Here is a 17,504-nt window from a genome sequence, read left to right as displayed (position 1 = left end):
GACGGCAACCCCTCGTCCTCGAAGGCTGCCTGTCGGTCGGAATTCGCGTCAGCGAGCGGGGGCTTTCTCGCTTCGGCCCGCCAAGGGTGCCGAATTTCCTCTACGGTCCGCGCGGCATTAAAAGCGATCAGATCGGCGTCGGAAGAGTCTTTTTCAGCCATGGGCATCACCGGACTGCACGGATTGCGCGGCCTCGCGATGGTCTTGGTTGTGCTGGGCTTCCCGCGCGCGACGCCATTCTGCGGCAGACTCAAACGAGATCAGCGTGCGCGCTCCCACCTTCATCTCGCGTGGGCCTTCACCTTGCTTTTTCAGCTTGTAGAAGAATCCCTCGCTGATGCCGTGGGCCTTGCAAAACTCCGGAATACTGAGCGCCAGGCGCGGCGTTGGCAGTGGAGGCGGCCCGACAGCAGCGAACTGGGTTCGGGATTTCGGCATGCTCGACTCCTCTGGGGTTGAGGGGCCGACGCCGCTTGGCAACTGCGTTGATCAGGACTAGATTTCGGCTGTCTCGACGTAATCCAATTCCGACCGGCGCTGCTCTGCGGCGTCGGTCATTTCCGCGGTAGGCGCTCTAGAAGGGCTTCGAGGTCAGTGCGCCTGATCAACGTCCTTGCACCGATCTTGAGCCCCGATAAATCTCCGTCGCTAAGCAGGCCATACAACGTTGATCGGCCAATCCCCAAGAGCTGGGCAGCCTCGCTGATCGAGAGCAGGACCGGCTGGACGGTTGCGGATGATGCGTGTGGCGAGATCGACATAAGGACAACCTCCGTAGGACGCACATAACTCATCCTGCATCTCTAGGGACGTTGCGGGGCTCGAAATACCCTCCACAATTTCAGTTGGCGCGGTGATTCGATTTTTTTGAGCGCCGTCCCGCGGCAGACCAGTCCGCTCCTGTTATTTCAATTGCCATTTTCCACGCAGTATCGAACGACCTTCGGCTGATGCCAAACTTTTGGTTGGCAATCCGGAAGAATTCATCCTTTGATTTCAGCGAGGCGGCAGGTGAGGCCTGCATTTCTCTGATCAGCCACTCCCGGCAGCCGGTGGCAGTCTTTGCAGTAACCGGCGGGTCAGGCCACAGCCGTAACAGATCGCTGCGCCGCAGTGTTACCGCGGTGAATGGCTCGGTCCGGCTATGCACGTACCTCAAAGTTTCCCGCCCGCTGTCGTTAAACAGCCGAAGATGAGCCCACGCTCGCGATGGAACCTCGACCACCGCGCCATCGGCGTCGACGCCTTCGGCCATCAAATGACCTTCCGACAACGCGCGCCACAGTGCGGCCTCTGCGTCCTGGATCGTCATCTTAGCGGTCAAAGGAACATTGCCGCGAACCCGCAACACTCCATCCAGTAGCGCCAAGCGGCTCAACGTCGGCGCGGAGCGCGCCTCCAAAAAATATCCGATGCGCTTCACAGGCTCGACATCCTTCGGGCGTTCTTTCAGCTCGCGACTGATCCAATGAAAACACTCCGAACAAAACTCAGGATCCTGCTCCCTGACCAGTTCGAAATGGCGCCACGCAATCCACGCCACCGCCATCACGATCGACCAGTGAGATTTGAGTTTTGGATCGAAGCGAGGAAGTTCAGGCTTTCTCTCGAACGACTCGAGGCCATGTGCAGCTGCCTCGGTCTCGGCCCGCTCCCCCGTGATCTCGCCGCGCTCAGCCTGCATGAGCAGGCGGTCACGCAGCACATCGGGGTCAGTGTCGTGTGGCTCGTCAGTCATTCGCGCGCACCTCCAAGCACCCGTGAGGTGCGCGGAAACCGGTGGTGCGAGCCGGCTTGTCGGATGCCTCCTATCCGCGCCGATGGTCAGCTTACGTCCCGTACACCTTGCTTCCAACCCGGACACATAGTCCGGGCTTAACGAGGAATTGAATGTGCCGTGCGGACGGTGGTTCGCTTCTCTGCCCACACAGCTCCTGGGCAACATCCTCCCAGGTCTTGCCGTGCTTTCTGAGACGCGCGGCTCTTTCGGCGAGTTTCAGATTTTTGGGCTTGTGTGCGAATTTACGGGTCGACCCCGCTGCTTCAATTTGAGCACACTTTCAAGGATCTTTGCCTTGCCGCTTAACGAGCGCTAGGCGGCTCCAACGAACCACCGAGCTTCCTTGTGAGGGACTCATAGCGGATCAGGACGAGGGGGCTTCTTCTTGGGGATGAGGTCATTGGATGACGTTACCCTGCGCGAGCGAGACCTCGTGCACCAGGATGCAATGAGAGATCAATTCCAACGTGGACAGTGCAAAGAGTTATGATGCGAGCCGTGCCGGCGGAACAACGTCGGCCAAGTTCGCCGGCGCACCGAGATCGAGCAATGCCGCGCGCGTGAGCGCCTCGGTTGAATCGCCGAGAATGTAACGGCTGTAGTTTCGCTCGATCATCGCAATCGACGTATCGTGATGCGCAGCGACAACGCGAGCTGGCACGGCCTTGAGCAACTGCCGGACTATCGATGAATGCCGCAGCGCATACGGCGTCACCTCGGGCCCAAGCCCAAGACGTTCGACGACCGAACGGAAGGTCTTGGCCAAGTTCCACATCTTGCCGAACAGCGGCGAGTGCGCGGCCCGGCCGTTCGCCTGTTGCCGCAGCGCCTTCGCCAGCCGCGTCGAGATCGGCAGCGGGCGATATTCGACCTTCCGGTTCTTGCCCTTTCGGCTGGTTGGCATCATCAAGCGGGGAACGGTCGGATGATCTTGCAGATCAGCGGGAGTTAGCCGGAAGACCTGGCTTTCGCGAGCGCCTGTCTCGGCCAAAACGTCGATCAGCAGGCCAAAGTCGCGGGCTTCATCATATGAGCCGCTCACCAAGGCTGCCACCGTGTTATCCGGCAGGATGACGTTGCGAGCGACCTCGCTGTCGGGCAGTTTCTTCAGGCCGTTCTTCCATGCGGCGACATTGGTGATGCGCTTGTCGTTCCTGGCAGCGAGCGCTAGCGCCGCCTTCAGCGCTCGACCGATGCGATCGGCGGAGGAAGGCTTCAGCCCCTTCTTCACCAGGCCGGCGCGCCAGTCTCGCAGCTCGCGCTCGGTGAGCAGCGCGACTGCCTTGCTGTTCAAAGCGTCGGTTAGGTGCAAGCGGAGCTGGGTCGCGTTGTACTTGCGCCCGCCGCGGGTTTCGAGATCGGTTTCATAGGCGTCAACGGCTTCAGCAACGCTGATCGGCTGCTCGTTGTTGCACTCGCCAGCACGCGCCAGCGTCTTGGCCTGCTCCAATGCCTGCCAGTACGTCATCAGGCTTCCGCCGTTCGCGTCCTCGTGATCGTCGGCCAACGCGAAGCGCTTGAGCCAGCCGTTGCACTTCACTGACCATGTGCCCGGGCCTGAGTTGCGGCGATAGCAAAGGTGGATGCCGGGCGCGATCAAGACGCCATAAGGTTTCTTTCTAATCGCGAGCTTCAAACGTGCAGTACGGTTTTCAAGAAATGCAGAACGTGTCAGGCGGGCCATAGTATCCCTCAAAATGTCCCCACGATGGGGGTGGAGGAGTATGGACCACACTGTAGCGCGGTGAAGATAAATCCAGCAAGTACAATTGCTTAGTGGAGTTGCATGGAGCTGTATGGAGCTCTATGGAGTGCACTTTCTCCCCTTGCGGGAGAAGGGAAGGCATTGAGCAAGGCGCTACGCTTTGCTCAATTCTTTCGCCACTTTTCCGCAAACCGGTGCAGCGGCATGAAGGTCTCGCACAATTCCCGCCCGAGCGGCGTCAGGCTGTAGCCGCCGGCCTCCCCAAGTTCTACGAAACCCGCCTCGCGCAATTCCGTCAGCCGCGCCTGCAGCACCGTGGGGGATGCCTCGTCGCAGGCGCTGCGTAGCGCGCGAGAGGTGAGGGGGGCGCCGCGCAATTCCCACAGGATCCGCAACGACCAGCGTTTCCCCAAGAGGTCCAGCAGCGCCATGATCGGCCGGCCCGTGCGTGAGCCGCGTACGCTGCGTTGCCCGACCTGCCTCACCATGTCTGCCTCTTGCATGTTGCTACATATAGTGTAGCGTACGTTGCTACAGTTATTGTAGCATAGAGGTTGGCCATGTCACCTGCCGCACCGCGCATCGCACCGCTGGATCCGCCATACCCGTCCGAGATCGATGAGCAGTTCAACCGCATCATGCGCGGTGCGCCGCCCTTGATGCTGTTCCGGGTAATGGCAGGACACAAGCGCGCCTGGGACAAGTTTCGCGCCAGCAGCCTCCTGGACCCGGGGCCACTGTCCTTGCGTGCGCGCGAGATCGTCATCGACCGCACCTGCGCACTGAACACATGCGAATATGAATGGGGCGTGCACGTCGCGATCTTCGCGGGAGCTGCGGGTCTCACGGATGAACAGGTCCGCGCCACCGCTCATGGCGATGCGACTTCAACCTGCTGGTCTGCGACTGAGCGGGCGCTGATCGCGGCCGTCGATGCCCTGCATCATCGCGCGACGCTTGATGATGCGGAGTTCGCGGCGCTCGCAGCGCATTACGACGACGCGCAGATCTTGGAGATCATGATGCTCTGCGGGGTCTACCGCACGGTGTCGTATCTGGCGAACGGGCTGAGATTGCCGCTGGAGGAGAAGGCGGCGCGGTTTCCAGCGCTCTAAGCGTCGTCATTGCGAGGAGCGACTTGTCCGCCGTAGCTCGAAGAGCGAAGGCGGAAGCAACGAAGCAATCCAGAACCTCCGCGGTCGCATTCTGGATTGCATCGCTGCGCTCGTAATGACGGAGAGGAGGCAGCAGTCGGACTAAGCCACGCCCGCCCGCAAGAGATCGTGCAGGTGCACGATGCCAACCGGCTTGCTTGCTTCGGCCACGATCAGCGTCGTGATCTTGCTCGTGTTCAGCACCTCCAGCATCTCGGTCGCGAGCATGGAGGGCGGCACCGTCTTCGGCTGCTTCGTCATGATGTCGTCGACGGTCGCGGTCAGGAGGTCGGGCCGCATGTGGCGGCGCAAATCGCCGTCGGTGATGATGCCGGCGATCTCGCCCGCGTCGCTTACGATGCAGACGCAGCCGAGGCCCTTGGCCGACATCTCGACCACCGCGTCCGACATCTTCGTGCCGAGCGGCTTGACGGGAATCTCCGCGCCGGTGCGCATGTAGTCGCGCACGAATTTCAGCATCGCGCCGAGTTTTCCTCCGGGGTGGAAATGCGCGAACTCCAGCGCCGTGAAGCCGCGCCCCTCCAGCAGGGCGATCGCGATGGCATCGCCGATCGCGGCCTGCATCAGGGTCGAGGTGGTCGGCGCCAGATTGTGCGGGCAGGCCTCGCGCGCCTTGGGCAGCTCGATCACGATATCGGCGGCCTGTCCGAGCGCGGAGCCTGCGTTCGACGTCACCGCGATCATGGGAATCGCGAAGCGCGCCGAATAATTCACGAGGTTCTTCATCTCCGGCTGCTCGCCGGACCAGGACAGCGCCATGATGACGTCGTCGGTGGTGATCATGCCGAGATCGCCATGGCCGGCTTCGGCAGCGTGGACGAAGAAGGCGGGCGTGCCGGTCGAGGCCAGGGTCGCTGCGATCTTGCGCGCCATGTGGCCGGACTTGCCGAGCCCGGTGACGACGACGCGCCCCTTGGCGTTGCGGATCTTGTCGATCGCCGCCGTGAAGCTCGCCCCTAGCGGTCCCTTCAGCGCGCTGGCGAGTGCGCCGATGCCGCCGCTCTCTGTCTCCAGCGTGCGCAGCGCGGATTCGATGTCGGGAGAAGCGGGGCCGGATGATGCGGTCATCAGCGGTTTCGAGCTCGGCATGCTTTGATCCAGGGAAGAGGTCGGCAAACCCTGTTTGCCCGTGGCCGTCTGCTTAGCACGGTCGTGGCAGGGAGGCGACGCGCGTACCTCCGTCCTCAACGGCTCATTAACCATAATTGTTTTAACTCCTTTAACGATGGTACCCGCGTCCTCCGCGGAAGCCATTGCTGAAGTGTCTGAAGTCGTTGGAGTTTTTTCCATCGTGGGGTCGTCTCCAGGCAGGAGCCGGAGCAAACGCGCGCACGTCTTGCGCGCCGCCTTGTCATGCCTTGCGCTGACCGTGCTGGAGAGTGCGCCCGCTGTCGCCCAGAGCCTCACGCCAGACCTCTTCAATCCGAATCGCGGCGGCTTCGTCTCGCCTGACACGCTGCCGACGCGGCGGACGGCCACGACCACATTTGCGCAGCCGCCGTCGGACGCCTTGCCGGCGTTGCCCGATCCCAGCGCCGATCCACGCAAGAACAAGGACACACCGGCGCCATCGCGCGTCGGTCAGGTGCCGACTTATGGCCTGCCCGCGGCCAATGGCTCTGGCGCCTCGGGCTATGACTCACTCAATCGCAAGCGGCAGCAGCCCAAGCTCTATCCCGGACAGCCGAAGCCGAAGCGTGCGCCCGGCCCCGGTACCCCGGCCCCGACCGCGACGTCCACGCCCGGCATCGGCCAGCCGCGCATCGCGCCGCCGCCATCGGAGACCGCCAACAAGACGCCGGTGCCGGCGGCGATGGCAGGCACCGTGCCGGGCCAGCCGCTGCGCCGGCGCCTCAAGCTGGACGACGACCCGTTCGGTCCCGTCGGTGACTACGCCGGCAGCTTCCTGATCAAGGGTGCGCTCGAGCTCTCCGGCGGCTACGACACCAACCCGGCGCGGCTCAACAAGCCGATCGGCTCGCCGCTCTATGTCGTGGCGCCCGAGCTCGTCGTGATGTCCGACTGGGAGCGCCACGCGCTAGTCGCGGACCTGCGCGGCTCATTCACCGGTTATGGCAACCAGTTGCCTGCGACGATCGATGGCGTCGCCTCGCCGGCGCCCGTCGAGATCGATCGGCCGGATTTCACCGGCCATGTCGACGGCCGCATCGACGTCGATCGCGATCTCAAGCTGACCTCGCAGCTCCGCCTGCGCCTTGCCACCGACAATCCCGGCAGCCCGAACATCCAGGCCGGACTGCAGAAATATCCGATCTACGCCACCTACGGCACGACGCTCGGCGTCGACCAGACCTTCAATCGTTTCGAGGTCGCCGCCGGTGCCACGGTCGATCGCACCGCCTACACCAACTCGAAACTCACCGACGGCACGGTTTCCAGCAACGACGATCGCGACTTCAACCAGTACGGCGGCATCGGCCGCTTCTCCTACGATCTCAAGCCGGGTCTGAAGCCGTTCCTGGAGATCGAGGGCGACACCCGCGTTCACGACCAGGCCGCCGACCGCAACGGCTATTTGCGCGATTCAAACGGCGGCTATGCCAAGGTCGGCACGTCCTTCGAGTTCTCGCGCATCCTCACCGGCGAAATCTCGATCGGCTACGCCGCGCGCAACTATGTCGACCCGCGGCTCAGCCAGCTCAGCGGCTTCCTGACCACGGGCTCGCTAATCTGGAACGCCAGCGGGCTCACCACCGTGAAATTCTTCACCGATACGCAGCTCGCCGAGACCACGATCCCCGGCGCCTCCGGCGTGCTGGTGCGCACCTACACCGCCGAGGTCGACCACGACTTCCGCCGCTGGCTCACCGGCATCGGCAAGTTCACCTACGGCACGCTCGACTATCAGGGCCAGAACCGCAACGACAAGACCTACTCGATCGAAGGCGACATCATCTACAAGCTCAACCGCAACCTCTGGATCAAGGGCAGCCTGCGCCACGACATCCTGGATTCGAACGTCGTCGGCGCGGGTTCAGCGGGGACGGTGGTGATGCTGGGGGTGAGGATGCAGAATTGAGGGAGAGCAATTATGGCAGCTCGAATTACGTTAGACATCAACTCGGCTGGAGAATTCGAACTGTGGCTTAATCCTGAAGGCCGAGACCTTCTCGTCAAGGAACTGCTGGCCCTAAGTCAGACTAACGAGCATTTTCACTTGATGCCAATACCGTCGGACGTTGAAGTTTCGACGCGCGCCTATCGACCGAACGACAAGCTTCTCGAATACGGTAAGGTGCTGTTCCGACTCGACGAGTGGGATGCAAAGCACTTCCCGCACGTCCTGGGTTGAGGTCCGCTCGCTATCCCTTCACTCCGCCGTCATGCCCCGCGAAGGCGGGGCATCCAGTACGCCGTGGCTTCTCCGTATTCGTCACCGCCTCTGGAATACTGGATCGCCCGCTTTTCGCGGGCGATGACAGTGTGCGTGAAACTGGCGGCGGAGCGAAAAACTACCGCGGCAGGTCCGTCTTCCCCATCAGGAACGTGTCGATCGAGCGCGCGCACAGTCGCCCCTCGCGGATCGCCCACACCACCAGCGACTGGCCGCGGCGCATGTCGCCGGCGGAGAAGACGTTGGGGCGCGAGGTCTGGTAGTCGAGCGTGTTGGCCTTGACGTTGCCGCGCGGGTCGAGGTCGACCGACAGGAGCTTGAGCAGGCCCTCGTGCACGGGGTGCACGAAACCCATCGCGAGCAAGACCAGCTCGGCGTCGAGTTCGAACTCGGTGCCGGCCATCGGCTTGAACTTGTCGTCGACGCGCACGCAGTGCAGCTTCTTGACCTTGCCGTTCTCGCCAGAGAACTTTTGCGTCAGCACGGCGTATTCGCGGATCGCGCCTTCGGCCTGGCTCGACGACGTGCGCATCTTGAGCGGCCAGTTCGGCCAGGTCAGGCCCTTGTTCTCGCGCTCAGGCGGCGCCGGCATGATCTCGAGCTGGGTCACGGTCTTGGCGCCCTGGCGCAGCGAGGTGCCGATGCAGTCGCTCCCGGTGTCGCCGCCGCCGATGACGACGACGTGATTGCCGCCGGCGAGGATGTCGGTGACGCCGTTCAAAGGCTCCTCGGAATTGCGACGGTTCTGCTGCGGCAGGAAGTCCATCGCGTAATGGATGCCATCGAGGTCGCGGCCGGGGATCGGCAGGTCGCGCGGGGCTTCTGCGCCGCCCGTCAGCGCGATGGCGTCGTACTCGTTGAGCAGTTCGCGCGGATCGACGTTGCCGGCGGCGCCGACATGGCTGTTGTAGTGGAAGGTGACGCCCTCCGCCTCCATCTGTGCGATGCGGCGGTCGATGATACCCTTCTCCATCTTGAAGTCGGGGATGCCGTAGCGGAGCAGGCCGCCGGCCTTGGCGAACTTCTCGTAGACATGCACGTCATGACCGGCGCGTGCGAGCTGCTGCGCGCAGGCCATGCCGGCCGGACCCGAGCCGATCACGGCGACCTTCTTGCCGGTCTTCTCGGTGTTGATCTCGGGCCTCAGCCAGCCGTTCTCCCAGGCGCGGTCGACGATCGCGCATTCGATGGTCTTGATGGTGACCGGGTTGTCGTCGATGTTGAGCGTGCAGGAGGCTTCACACGGCGCAGGACAGATGCGGCCCGTGAACTCCGGGAAGTTGTTGGTCGAGTGCAGGTTGCGCGAAGCCTCTTCCCAATTGCCCTGATAGACGAGGTCATTGAAATCGGGAATCTGGTTGTTGACCGGGCAGCCGGGCGTGCCCGGCGCGACCGAGCCGGTGCCGTGGCAGTAGGGAATGCCGCAATTCATGCAGCGCGCGGCCTGGTCGCGCGTTTCCTTCTCCGAGAGCGGAACGACGAATTCGTTGAAATGCTTCAAGCGCTCGGCGACCGGGGTGTACTTGCGATCATACCGTTCGATTTCGAGAAAGCCCGTGATCTTGCCCATAAAACCCGAAGTCCCTGCCGCTTAATTCGTTTGTTTCTTCCTCATCGTCATTGCGAGGAGCGAAGCGACGAAGCAATCCAGGCTGTTTCCCGAGGAGAGATCTGGATTGCTTCGCTTCGCTCGCAATGACGAGCGTTGATACTTACGCCCCGATCGCGATTTTCGGCTCGGCGTCCGCGTTGGCCTGCATTTCGCGCAGTGCGCGCCGGTACTCGACCGGCATCACCTTGCGGAATTTGGGCAGCCATTCCTTCCAATTCGCGAGGATCTCGATCGCGCGCCTGGAGCCGGTCGCCTTTTCATGGCGCGAGATCAGGACGTGCAAGCGCTCGACGTCGGAATCGAGCAGGTTCTTGAACACGTCGACCCGGCCATGCGCCTCGAGATCACCGGAGTGGTTGTAGGTGCCGGCGTTGATCAGCTCTTCCGACAGCACCGGCTCGAGCTCGACCATGCTGAGGTTGCAGAGCTTGTCGAAGTCGCCAGCCTCGTCGAGTACATAGGCGATGCCGCCGGACATGCCGGCCGCAAAGTTGCGCCCAGTCTTGCCGAGCACGACCACGATGCCGCCGGTCATGTATTCGCAGCAATGATCGCCCGCGCCTTCGACGACCGCCACAGCACCGGAATTGCGCACCGCAAAACGTTCGCCGGCGATACCGCGGAAGTAGCACTCGCCCTCGATCGCGCCGTACATCACGGTGTTGCCGACGATGATGCTCTCTTCCGGCACGATGCCGCCGTTGCGCGGCGGCTTGACGATGATCTTGCCGCCCGACAGGCCCTTGCCGACGTAGTCGTTGCCTTCACCCTCGAGCTCGAAGGTGACGCCGTGGGCGAGCCACGCGCCAAAGGCCTGGCCGGCGGTGCCCTTGAGGCTGACATGGATCGTGTCATGCGGCAGCCCCGCGTGGCCGTAGATCTTGGCCACCGCGCCCGACAGCATCGCGCCGGCGGAACGATCGGTGTTGTTGATCTCGGCCTCGATCTTCACCGGCGCGCCGCGGTCGAGAGCTGGCGTCGCGTTCTCGATCAGCTTGCGGTCGAGGACGGCCTCCAGATGATGGTTCTGGCGCTCCGAGTGATAGATCTTCTGGCCCTTCTCTTCCTTCTGCTTGACGAACAGCTTCGAGAAATCGAGGCCCTTGGCCTTCCAGTGCGCGACCAGACGGGTCTGGTCGAGCATCTGGGTCTGGCCGACCATCTCGTTGAAGCTGCGGAAGCCGAGGTTCGCCATGATCTCGCGAACCTCTTCGGCGACGAAGAAGAAGTAGTTGATCACGTGCTCGGGCTGGCCGGTGAAGCGCTTGCGCAGGACGGGGTCCTGCGTGGCGACGCCGACCGGGCAGGTGTTGAGATGGCATTTGCGCATCATGATGCAGCCAGCCGCGATCAGCGGTGCAGTCGCAAAACCGAACTCGTCGGCCCCGAGCAGTGCACCGATCACGACGTCGCGCCCGGTGCGGAAGCCGCCGTCGACCTGGACCGCGATGCGGCTGCGCAGCCGTTCGCGCACCAGCGTCTGATGGGTTTCAGCGAGGCCGATCTCCCAGGGCGAGCCGGCGTGCTTGATCGAGGTCAGCGGCGATGCACCAGTGCCGCCCTCGAAGCCGGCGATGGTGACATGGTCGGCGCGCGCCTTGGCAACGCCGGCGGCCACCGTGCCGACGCCGATTTCGGAGACGAGCTTGACCGAGACGTCGCCCGTCGGATTGACGTTCTTGAGGTCGTAGATGAGCTGCGCCAAATCCTCGATCGAGTAGATGTCATGGTGCGGCGGCGGCGAGATCAGGCCGACGCCCGGCGTCGAATGCCGGACCTTGGCGATCGTCGCGTCGACCTTGTGGCCGGGCAACTGTCCGCCTTCGCCGGGCTTGGCGCCCTGCGCCATCTTGATCTGCATCATGTCGGAGTTGACGAGATATTCCGTCGTCACGCCGAAACGCCCCGAGGCGACCTGCTTGATCGCCGAGCGCATGCTGTCGCCGTTCGGCAGCGGCTTGAAGCGGTCGGCTTCCTCGCCGCCTTCGCCGGTGTTCGACTTGCCGCCGATCCGGTTCATGGCGATCGCGAGCGTCGTGTGCGCCTCACGTGAGATCGAGCCGAACGACATTGCACCGGTGGCGAAACGCCTGACGATGTCCTTGGCCGGCTCGACCTGGTCGAGCGGCACGGGCTTGCGCTTCTCTTCCTCCGCGCTCTTGATCCGGAACAGGCCGCGCAGCGTCAACAGACGCTCGGACTGCTCGTTGAGGATCTTCGCGAAGGCGCGATAGCGCTCCTGCGAATTGCCGCGAGCGGCGTGCTGGAGCAGCGACACCGACTCGGCCGTCCACGCATGGTCCTCGCCGCGGGTGCGATAGGCATATTCGCCGCCGACATCGAGCGCCGTCTTGTAGACCAGTGCTTCACCGAACGCGTCGGCGTGACGGCGCACGGCCTCTTCGGCGATCTCGGCGAGACCCACGCCCTCGATGCGCGTGTGGGTGCCGGCGAAGAACTTGGACACGAAGTCCGCCTTGAGGCCGACCGCATCGAAGATCTGCGCGCCGCAATAGGACTGGTAGGTCGAGATGCCCATCTTGGACATCACCTTGAGAAGGCCCTTGCCGATCGACTTGATGTAGCGCTTGACGATCTCGTAGTCGTCGAGCGAGCCGGGGAGGCGCTCCTTCATCGCGATGATCGTCTCGAACGCGAGGTAGGGATTGATCGCTTCCGCGCCGTAGCCGGCAAGGCAGGCGAAGTGATGCACTTCGCGCGGCTCGCCCGACTCGACGACGAGGCCCACCGAGGTACGCAGACCGGTGCGGATCAGATGATGATGCACGGCGGCGCAGGCCAGCAGCGAGGGGATCGGTACGCGATCGGTGCCGACCATGCGGTCGGACAGGATGATGATGTTGACGCCTTCGCGCACCGCGGCTTCCGCACGCGCGCAGAGTTCGTCGAGCACCTGGTCCATGCCGGCCGCGCCGAGGCCGGCGTGGAAGGTGGTGTCGAGCGTGCGCGACCTGAAGTGGGAATCGCCGAGATCGGCGATGGAGCGGATCTTTTCGAGATCCGCATCGGTCAGGATCGGTTGGCGCACTTCGAGGCGCTTGGTGGTGGCGAGGCCTTGCAGGTCGAACAGGTTCGGCCGCGGTCCGATGATCGAGACCAGGCTCATCACCAGCTCCTCGCGAATCGGGTCGATCGGCGGGTTGGTGACCTGCGCAAAATTCTGCTTGAAGTAGGTGAACAGCGGCTTGGGCTTGGCCGACAACGCCGAGACCGGCGTATCGTTGCCCATCGAGCCCGTGGCTTCCTCGCCGGTCGAGGCCATCGGCGTCATCAGGATGCTGATGTCTTCCTGGCTGTAGCCGAACGCCTGCTGCCGATCGAGCAGCGACAGGTTCGAGCGCACGCCGGTGGTCGGTGCCTTCGGCAGTTCCTCCAGCACGATCTGTGTGCGGTCGAGCCACTCCTTGTAGGGATGGCTCTTGGCAAGCTCGGCCTTGATCTCGTCGTCGGGAATGAGGCGGCCCTGCTCGAGGTCGACGAGCAGCATCTTGCCCGGCTGGAGGCGCCACTTGGTGACGATCTGGTCCTCCGGAATCTTGAGCACGCCCATTTCGGACGCCATCACGATGCGGTCGTCCTTGGTCACGAGATAGCGCGCGGGCCGCAGGCCGTTGCGGTCGAGCGTGGCGCCGATCTGGCGGCCGTCGGTGAAGGCGATCGCGGCCGGACCGTCCCACGGCTCCATCAGGGCGGCGTGATATTCGTAGAACGCGCGGCGCTTCTCATCCATCAGGGGATTGCCGGCCCATGCCTCCGGAATCATCATCATGACCGCGTGCGGCAGCGAGTAGCCGCCCTGCACCAGGAATTCGAGCGCGTTGTCGAAGCAGGCGGTGTCGCTCTGCCCTTCATAGGAGATCGGCCAGAGTCGGCTGATGTCCTTGCCGTAGAGCTCGGAACTCACGGACGCCTGACGCGCCGCCATCCAGTTGACGTTGCCGCGCAGCGTGTTGATCTCGCCGTTATGCGCGATCATCCGGTAGGGATGCGCCAGCGACCAGGTCGGGAAGGTGTTGGTCGAGAAGCGCTGATGCACGAGCGCGAGCGCGCTCTCGAAGTCCTTCTCGTGCAGGTCGGGATAGTACTTGCCGAGCTGGTCGGCGAGGAACATGCCCTTGTAGATCACGGTGCGGCAGGACATCGAGCAGGGGTAATAGCCTGCTAGTCCCCGCTCACGGCGCTGGTAGATCGCCTGCGAGATCGACTTGCGCAGGATGTAGAGCTTCCGCTCGAACTCCTCGTCGGTCTTGGCGGCGCCGTTGCGGCCGATGAACACCTGCATGTGGTTCGGCTCGGTCGGCTTCACGGTGACGCCGAGTGAGGAGTTGTCGGTCGGCACGTCGCGCCAGCCGAGCAGCTTGAGGCCTTCGGCCTTGATCTGATCGGCGATGATGCTCTTGATGACGTTGCGCCAGGCGGTGTCGCGCGGCATGAACAGGGCGCCGATGGCGTACTCGCCGGGCTTGGGCAGCGAGAAGCCGAGCTCCTTGGTCTTGCGTGCGAAGAAGGCGTGCGGGATCTGCACCAGGATGCCGGCGCCGTCACCGGCGCGCGGGTCGGCGCCGACCGCGCCGCGATGTTCGAGGTTGCAGAGGATGTTGAGCGCGTCCGAAACGATCTCGTGCGACTTCTTGCCCTTGATGTTGGCGATAAAGCCGACGCCGCAGGAATCCTTTTCCATGCCGAGATCGTACAGACCTTCGGCGGGCGGGCGGAACGTGTGCTCGCGATCGGCGGTTTTCGAGGCGACCGTCGCCGACAGTTCTTCTGCCACGATGTTTGCGCGCTCGAATTGCGACCCGTTCATTGTTCCTGTCCTCTCCATGCGGCAAGCTGCCTCACCGCCATCTTCGGCGCACCTTGGGCGTTCCGCGGCACCCGCTCTTTGGGCCACCGCTCGTCCGTTGCGAGCCGCATTTTCTTAAATTCAGGCCTGGGCGTTCCACGTCCCCGAGAACGGCTTTAGCCTGCAGCTTCCTGGCGCTCGAGAGCGCCGTTTTTCGTTGCAATCCCTGTGCCGGGATTACAAGAAAATTGAGACAGGTTTCCTGTCCTAACCATCACCTTGCCAAAATTTTGTCTAGCACACAAGCACGCAAAAGTCCCGATTCCCAAGGTGTCAATCACGCGCTTTCCCGCATCGGGTCCGCCCCGGATTTGAGGCAAACGCGCCGCGATCCGGCCCTGAGTCGGTCGGAATCCCGGGGGAAGCTTCGGATCAGCCCTTCGAAAGGCGCGCCATGGCCTACAGCCGAAAGAGCGCATGCCGTCCGGGGGGCCCGACAGGAGCGTATCGACCATGAAGTTGTTCACAGGATGGGTGGCTGCCGCCGCATGTGTGCTGGCGGTATCTGCTGCCGACGCGCAGGGGCTGGCGAATGGAGGGCTGCGCGGGCCCACCACGGCGGTCTCGGATTTCGACGGCCCCTATGGTCCGCCGGAGGCACCGCCGCCGCGTCCCTATGGATACGGCTACGAGTATGAGCGCGCGCCTGCGCCTGCGCTGCTGCCGGCAACCGAGGTCTATGCCGTGCTGCGCGAAAACGGCTTTTCGCCGCTCGGCATCCCGCGTCTGCGTGGGGTCGTCTACACCATCGCGGTGGTCGACCGCCGCGGCGACGACGGCCGGCTCGTGATCGACGCCCGTGACGGGCGGATTTTGCGCTTCGTGCCGGCCTTCGGTCCTGGCTTCGGCATGGGGCCGGCCTATGAGGAAGGTGCGGTAATCCCTTACGGCCCACATGGCGCTCTGCCGCCGCCGACCGTGATCCGCAGCGCCGCGCCGAGGCCGCCGGCTCCGATCCCGCATGTCGCAAGCCGCACCGTCCCGATTCCAAAGTCGGCCCCGTCGCGCGGCGAGGCGCCCGTGGCCGCCGCCAGGCCGGCAGCATCCGAGGCCGCGCCACAGCAGGCTCGGGCCGAAGCCTCGCAGCAGGCTGCAGCCGCGCAGGCCAAGCCCAGCGAGGCCGCGCCGCAAGCAAGCGCGCCGACCGTCGGCCAGACCAAGCCCGCCCCGACCATCCTGCCGACGCAGGGCATGCCGGCCGCGCAGGGGCTCGAATAACGGCGTGAGGCGCGTTGGTAGCGACGGCGCGCATCCCACCAACGGTGTCGTCCTGGCGAAAGCCAGAACCCATACCGCGAGGTCTATCGATTGCGCGCGCCGGACGACGAGTATTCGCCGAACTCCCCCTGGGGAAACCGCGACGAGCGCAAGCGCTCGCGCGGGGGGTTGGCGTTCGCCACGACGACTGCAGGAGAGGCGGTGCGAAACAAAAACGCTCCGGTTGTCCGGAGCATTTTTCGCGTTGAAGTCAGGCAGCCTCAACTCGGTCCATAGCCTGCCGCCTGCAGGATCAGCTTCGCCACGTCCTTCGGATGCGACACCAGTGACAAGTGGCCCGCATCGAGTTCGACCGTCGTTGCGTTCATCCGCTTGGCGAGGAAGCGCTCGAGGTCGGGATTGATGGTGTCGTCGTTGTTCGACACCGCATACCAGCTCGGCTTCGCATGCCAGGCCGCCTCCGTCGTGCGGCCGGCGAAGATCGAGGCCGCGGTCGGCCACTGCACGGCGTAGAGCTCCTTGGCCTTCTCCGGCGCGACGCCGTTGGCGAAATACTTCAAGAATGCGTCCTCTGAGAGCTTCGTGAAGCCGTCGCGCTCGACGATGCCGGCGCGCACCGGGCCGGTCGGGAATTGCTTTGACAGCGCCACGAAATCCTCGTTCGCATCTGGCGCTCGCGCGGCGATGTAGACGAGACCGGTAACCTTCGGATCGGTGCCGACCTGGCTGATGACGGTGCCGCCCCAGGAATGCGCAACCAGCACGGTCGGGCCGTCCTGTTCGGCCAGCGCGCGCTTGGTGGCCTCGACGGATTCGGAGAGCGACGTAAGCGGGTTTTGCACGGCCGTGACATGCAATCCTGCCGCCTGCAGGATCGGGATGACCTCGGACCAGCTCGAACCATCAGCCCAGGCGCCATGCACCAGCACGACATTCTTCGCCTTCACCGGGGCCGTCGATTGCGCGTGGGCAAGGGTGATGGGCGCGGCCAGCAGGCTCGCTGCGACGAACAGGGTGCGCCAGACTTTCATGTCCATTCTCCGTCTGTCTTGGTCCGATGCCGGGAAGGACGGATCGCGCTGCAGCCTCGTTACGTCTCTTCACCGCTCTGTGATGCAGTGCAGAAAAGACAAACAAAAACGCCCCGGGGCACCGGGGCGTTTTCGCAACTTGAAAGTCGAATGTGATGAACGCCTCAGGCGGCGGCCTTCTCGCCCTCGATCACCTGCGTGGCCTGCGCATTGGTGTTGATGGCGATCTGGCGCGGCTTCTTGGCCTCGGGGATTTCGCGCACGAGGTCGACATGGAGCAGGCCGTTCTCGAGCGAGGCGTTCTTCACCTGCACGAAATCGGCAAGCTGGAATGCGCGCTCGAAGGCGCGTGCGGCAATGCCGCGATAGAGCACTTCGGACTTGCTGTTCTCATTGGCGACTTTCTCGCCCTTGATCGTCAGCGTGTTTTCCTTCGCGACGATGGAAAGTTCGTCCTTGGAGAAGCCGGAGACCGCAACGGTGATGCGGTAGGCGTTCTCGCCGGTGCGCTCGATGTTGTAGGGGGGATAGCCGGGGCTGCCGTCCGAGGTCGTCTGGTCGAGCAGGTTGAAGAGACGGTCGAAACCGACGGTGGAACGGTAAAAGGGAGTAAGGTCGTAGGTACGCATGGTTAGTCCTCCATTGAGCGACTGATCTGGTAACCCGCCCGCCAATCGGGCCGGGCTTTAGTCTGTGTGCAGCCTGATGCTCGGGTTCCCGAAGCACTGGTAGCGGCCTGCACGAAAATGATATGGGTGGGA

The 17,504-nt window shown here is 63.6% G+C and carries 14 protein-coding genes; 4 read left to right on the top strand and 10 right to left on the bottom strand.

From position 1 onward, the window contains the following. Positions 1-153 precede the first annotated feature (153 nt). The 5 genes from SO180_RS04195 to SO180_RS04175 form a co-directional block, all read right to left on the bottom strand. A complete protein-coding gene (locus SO180_RS04195; RefSeq protein WP_449377553.1) occupies positions 154-438 on the bottom strand; it encodes a helix-turn-helix transcriptional regulator in 285 nt (94 codons plus the stop codon). 116 nt (positions 439-554) lie between these two features. Then, positions 555-761 carry a helix-turn-helix domain-containing protein gene (locus SO180_RS04190; protein WP_449377584.1) on the bottom strand — a complete coding sequence of 69 codons (207 nt, stop codon included), beginning with the start codon at positions 759-761 and terminating at the stop codon, positions 555-557. An 80-nt stretch (positions 762-841) separates the two neighbouring features. Continuing rightward, on the bottom strand, positions 842-1,738 hold the full coding sequence (locus SO180_RS04185) for a hypothetical protein (RefSeq protein WP_449377552.1): 897 nt from the start codon (positions 1,736-1,738) through the stop codon (positions 842-844). A gap of 526 nt (positions 1,739-2,264) precedes the next feature. After that, positions 2,265-3,320 carry a site-specific integrase gene (locus tag SO180_RS04180; protein WP_449377551.1) on the bottom strand — a complete coding sequence of 352 codons (1,056 nt, stop codon included), beginning with the start codon at positions 3,318-3,320 and terminating at the stop codon, positions 2,265-2,267. Between the two features lie 329 nt (positions 3,321-3,649). Beyond that, positions 3,650-3,973 carry a winged helix-turn-helix transcriptional regulator gene (locus SO180_RS04175; protein ID WP_449377550.1) on the bottom strand — a complete coding sequence of 108 codons (324 nt, stop codon included), beginning with the start codon at positions 3,971-3,973 and terminating at the stop codon, positions 3,650-3,652. Between the two features lie 72 nt (positions 3,974-4,045). On the opposite strand from SO180_RS04175, the gene SO180_RS04170 reads away from it, so the two are divergent. Beyond that, complete coding sequence (locus SO180_RS04170; RefSeq protein WP_449377549.1) at positions 4,046-4,600, top strand: carboxymuconolactone decarboxylase family protein; 555 nt, start codon at positions 4,046-4,048, stop codon at positions 4,598-4,600. A 141-nt stretch (positions 4,601-4,741) separates the two neighbouring features. Here the strand turns inward: SO180_RS04170 and SO180_RS04165 are convergent, their stop codons facing one another. Continuing rightward, positions 4,742-5,749 carry a KpsF/GutQ family sugar-phosphate isomerase gene (locus SO180_RS04165; RefSeq protein WP_449377548.1) on the bottom strand — a complete coding sequence of 336 codons (1,008 nt, stop codon included), beginning with the start codon at positions 5,747-5,749 and terminating at the stop codon, positions 4,742-4,744. A 202-nt stretch (positions 5,750-5,951) separates the two neighbouring features. On the opposite strand from SO180_RS04165, the gene SO180_RS04160 reads away from it, so the two are divergent. Together SO180_RS04160 and SO180_RS04155 are read left to right on the top strand one after the other, a co-directional pair. Beyond that, on the top strand, positions 5,952-7,700 hold the full coding sequence (locus SO180_RS04160) for an outer membrane beta-barrel protein (RefSeq protein ID WP_449377547.1): 1,749 nt from the start codon (positions 5,952-5,954) through the stop codon (positions 7,698-7,700). Between the two features lie 12 nt (positions 7,701-7,712). Beyond that, entirely contained in the window at positions 7,713-7,973 is a 261-nt protein-coding gene (locus SO180_RS04155) for a hypothetical protein (protein WP_449377546.1), read from the top strand. A 160-nt stretch (positions 7,974-8,133) separates the two neighbouring features. Here SO180_RS04155 and SO180_RS04150 read toward each other — a convergent pair whose 3' ends face one another. Both SO180_RS04150 and gltB read right to left on the bottom strand, forming a co-directional pair. Then, positions 8,134-9,585 carry a glutamate synthase subunit beta gene (locus tag SO180_RS04150; protein ID WP_449377545.1) on the bottom strand — a complete coding sequence of 484 codons (1,452 nt, stop codon included), beginning with the start codon at positions 9,583-9,585 and terminating at the stop codon, positions 8,134-8,136. Positions 9,586-9,727: 142 nt separating this feature from the next. After that, positions 9,728-14,455 carry a glutamate synthase large subunit gene (gltB, locus tag SO180_RS04145; protein ID WP_449377544.1) on the bottom strand — a complete coding sequence of 1,576 codons (4,728 nt, stop codon included), beginning with the start codon at positions 14,453-14,455 and terminating at the stop codon, positions 9,728-9,730. Between the two features lie 492 nt (positions 14,456-14,947). Here gltB and SO180_RS04140 point away from each other — a divergent pair, with 492 nt between their 5' ends. Continuing rightward, positions 14,948-15,712 (top strand): hypothetical protein, encoded by a 765-nt coding sequence (locus SO180_RS04140; RefSeq protein WP_449377543.1) that lies wholly within the window; start codon positions 14,948-14,950, stop codon positions 15,710-15,712. 260 nt (positions 15,713-15,972) lie between these two features. Here the strand turns inward: SO180_RS04140 and SO180_RS04135 are convergent, their stop codons facing one another. Both SO180_RS04135 and SO180_RS04130 read right to left on the bottom strand, forming a co-directional pair. Beyond that, a complete protein-coding gene (locus SO180_RS04135) occupies positions 15,973-16,743 on the bottom strand; it encodes an alpha/beta fold hydrolase (RefSeq protein ID WP_449377542.1) in 771 nt (256 codons plus the stop codon). Between the two features lie 164 nt (positions 16,744-16,907). Then, positions 16,908-17,372, bottom strand: coding sequence for an Hsp20 family protein (locus SO180_RS04130; protein WP_449377541.1), 465 nt, complete (start codon positions 17,370-17,372; stop codon positions 16,908-16,910). Positions 17,373-17,504: the final 132 nt, after the last annotated feature.

The sequence above is a fragment of the Bradyrhizobium sp. UFLA05-112 genome, from assembly GCF_053572325.1.
Note: the sequence above shows the minus strand (reverse complement) of the source record. Positions and strands in the feature narration are given on the sequence as shown.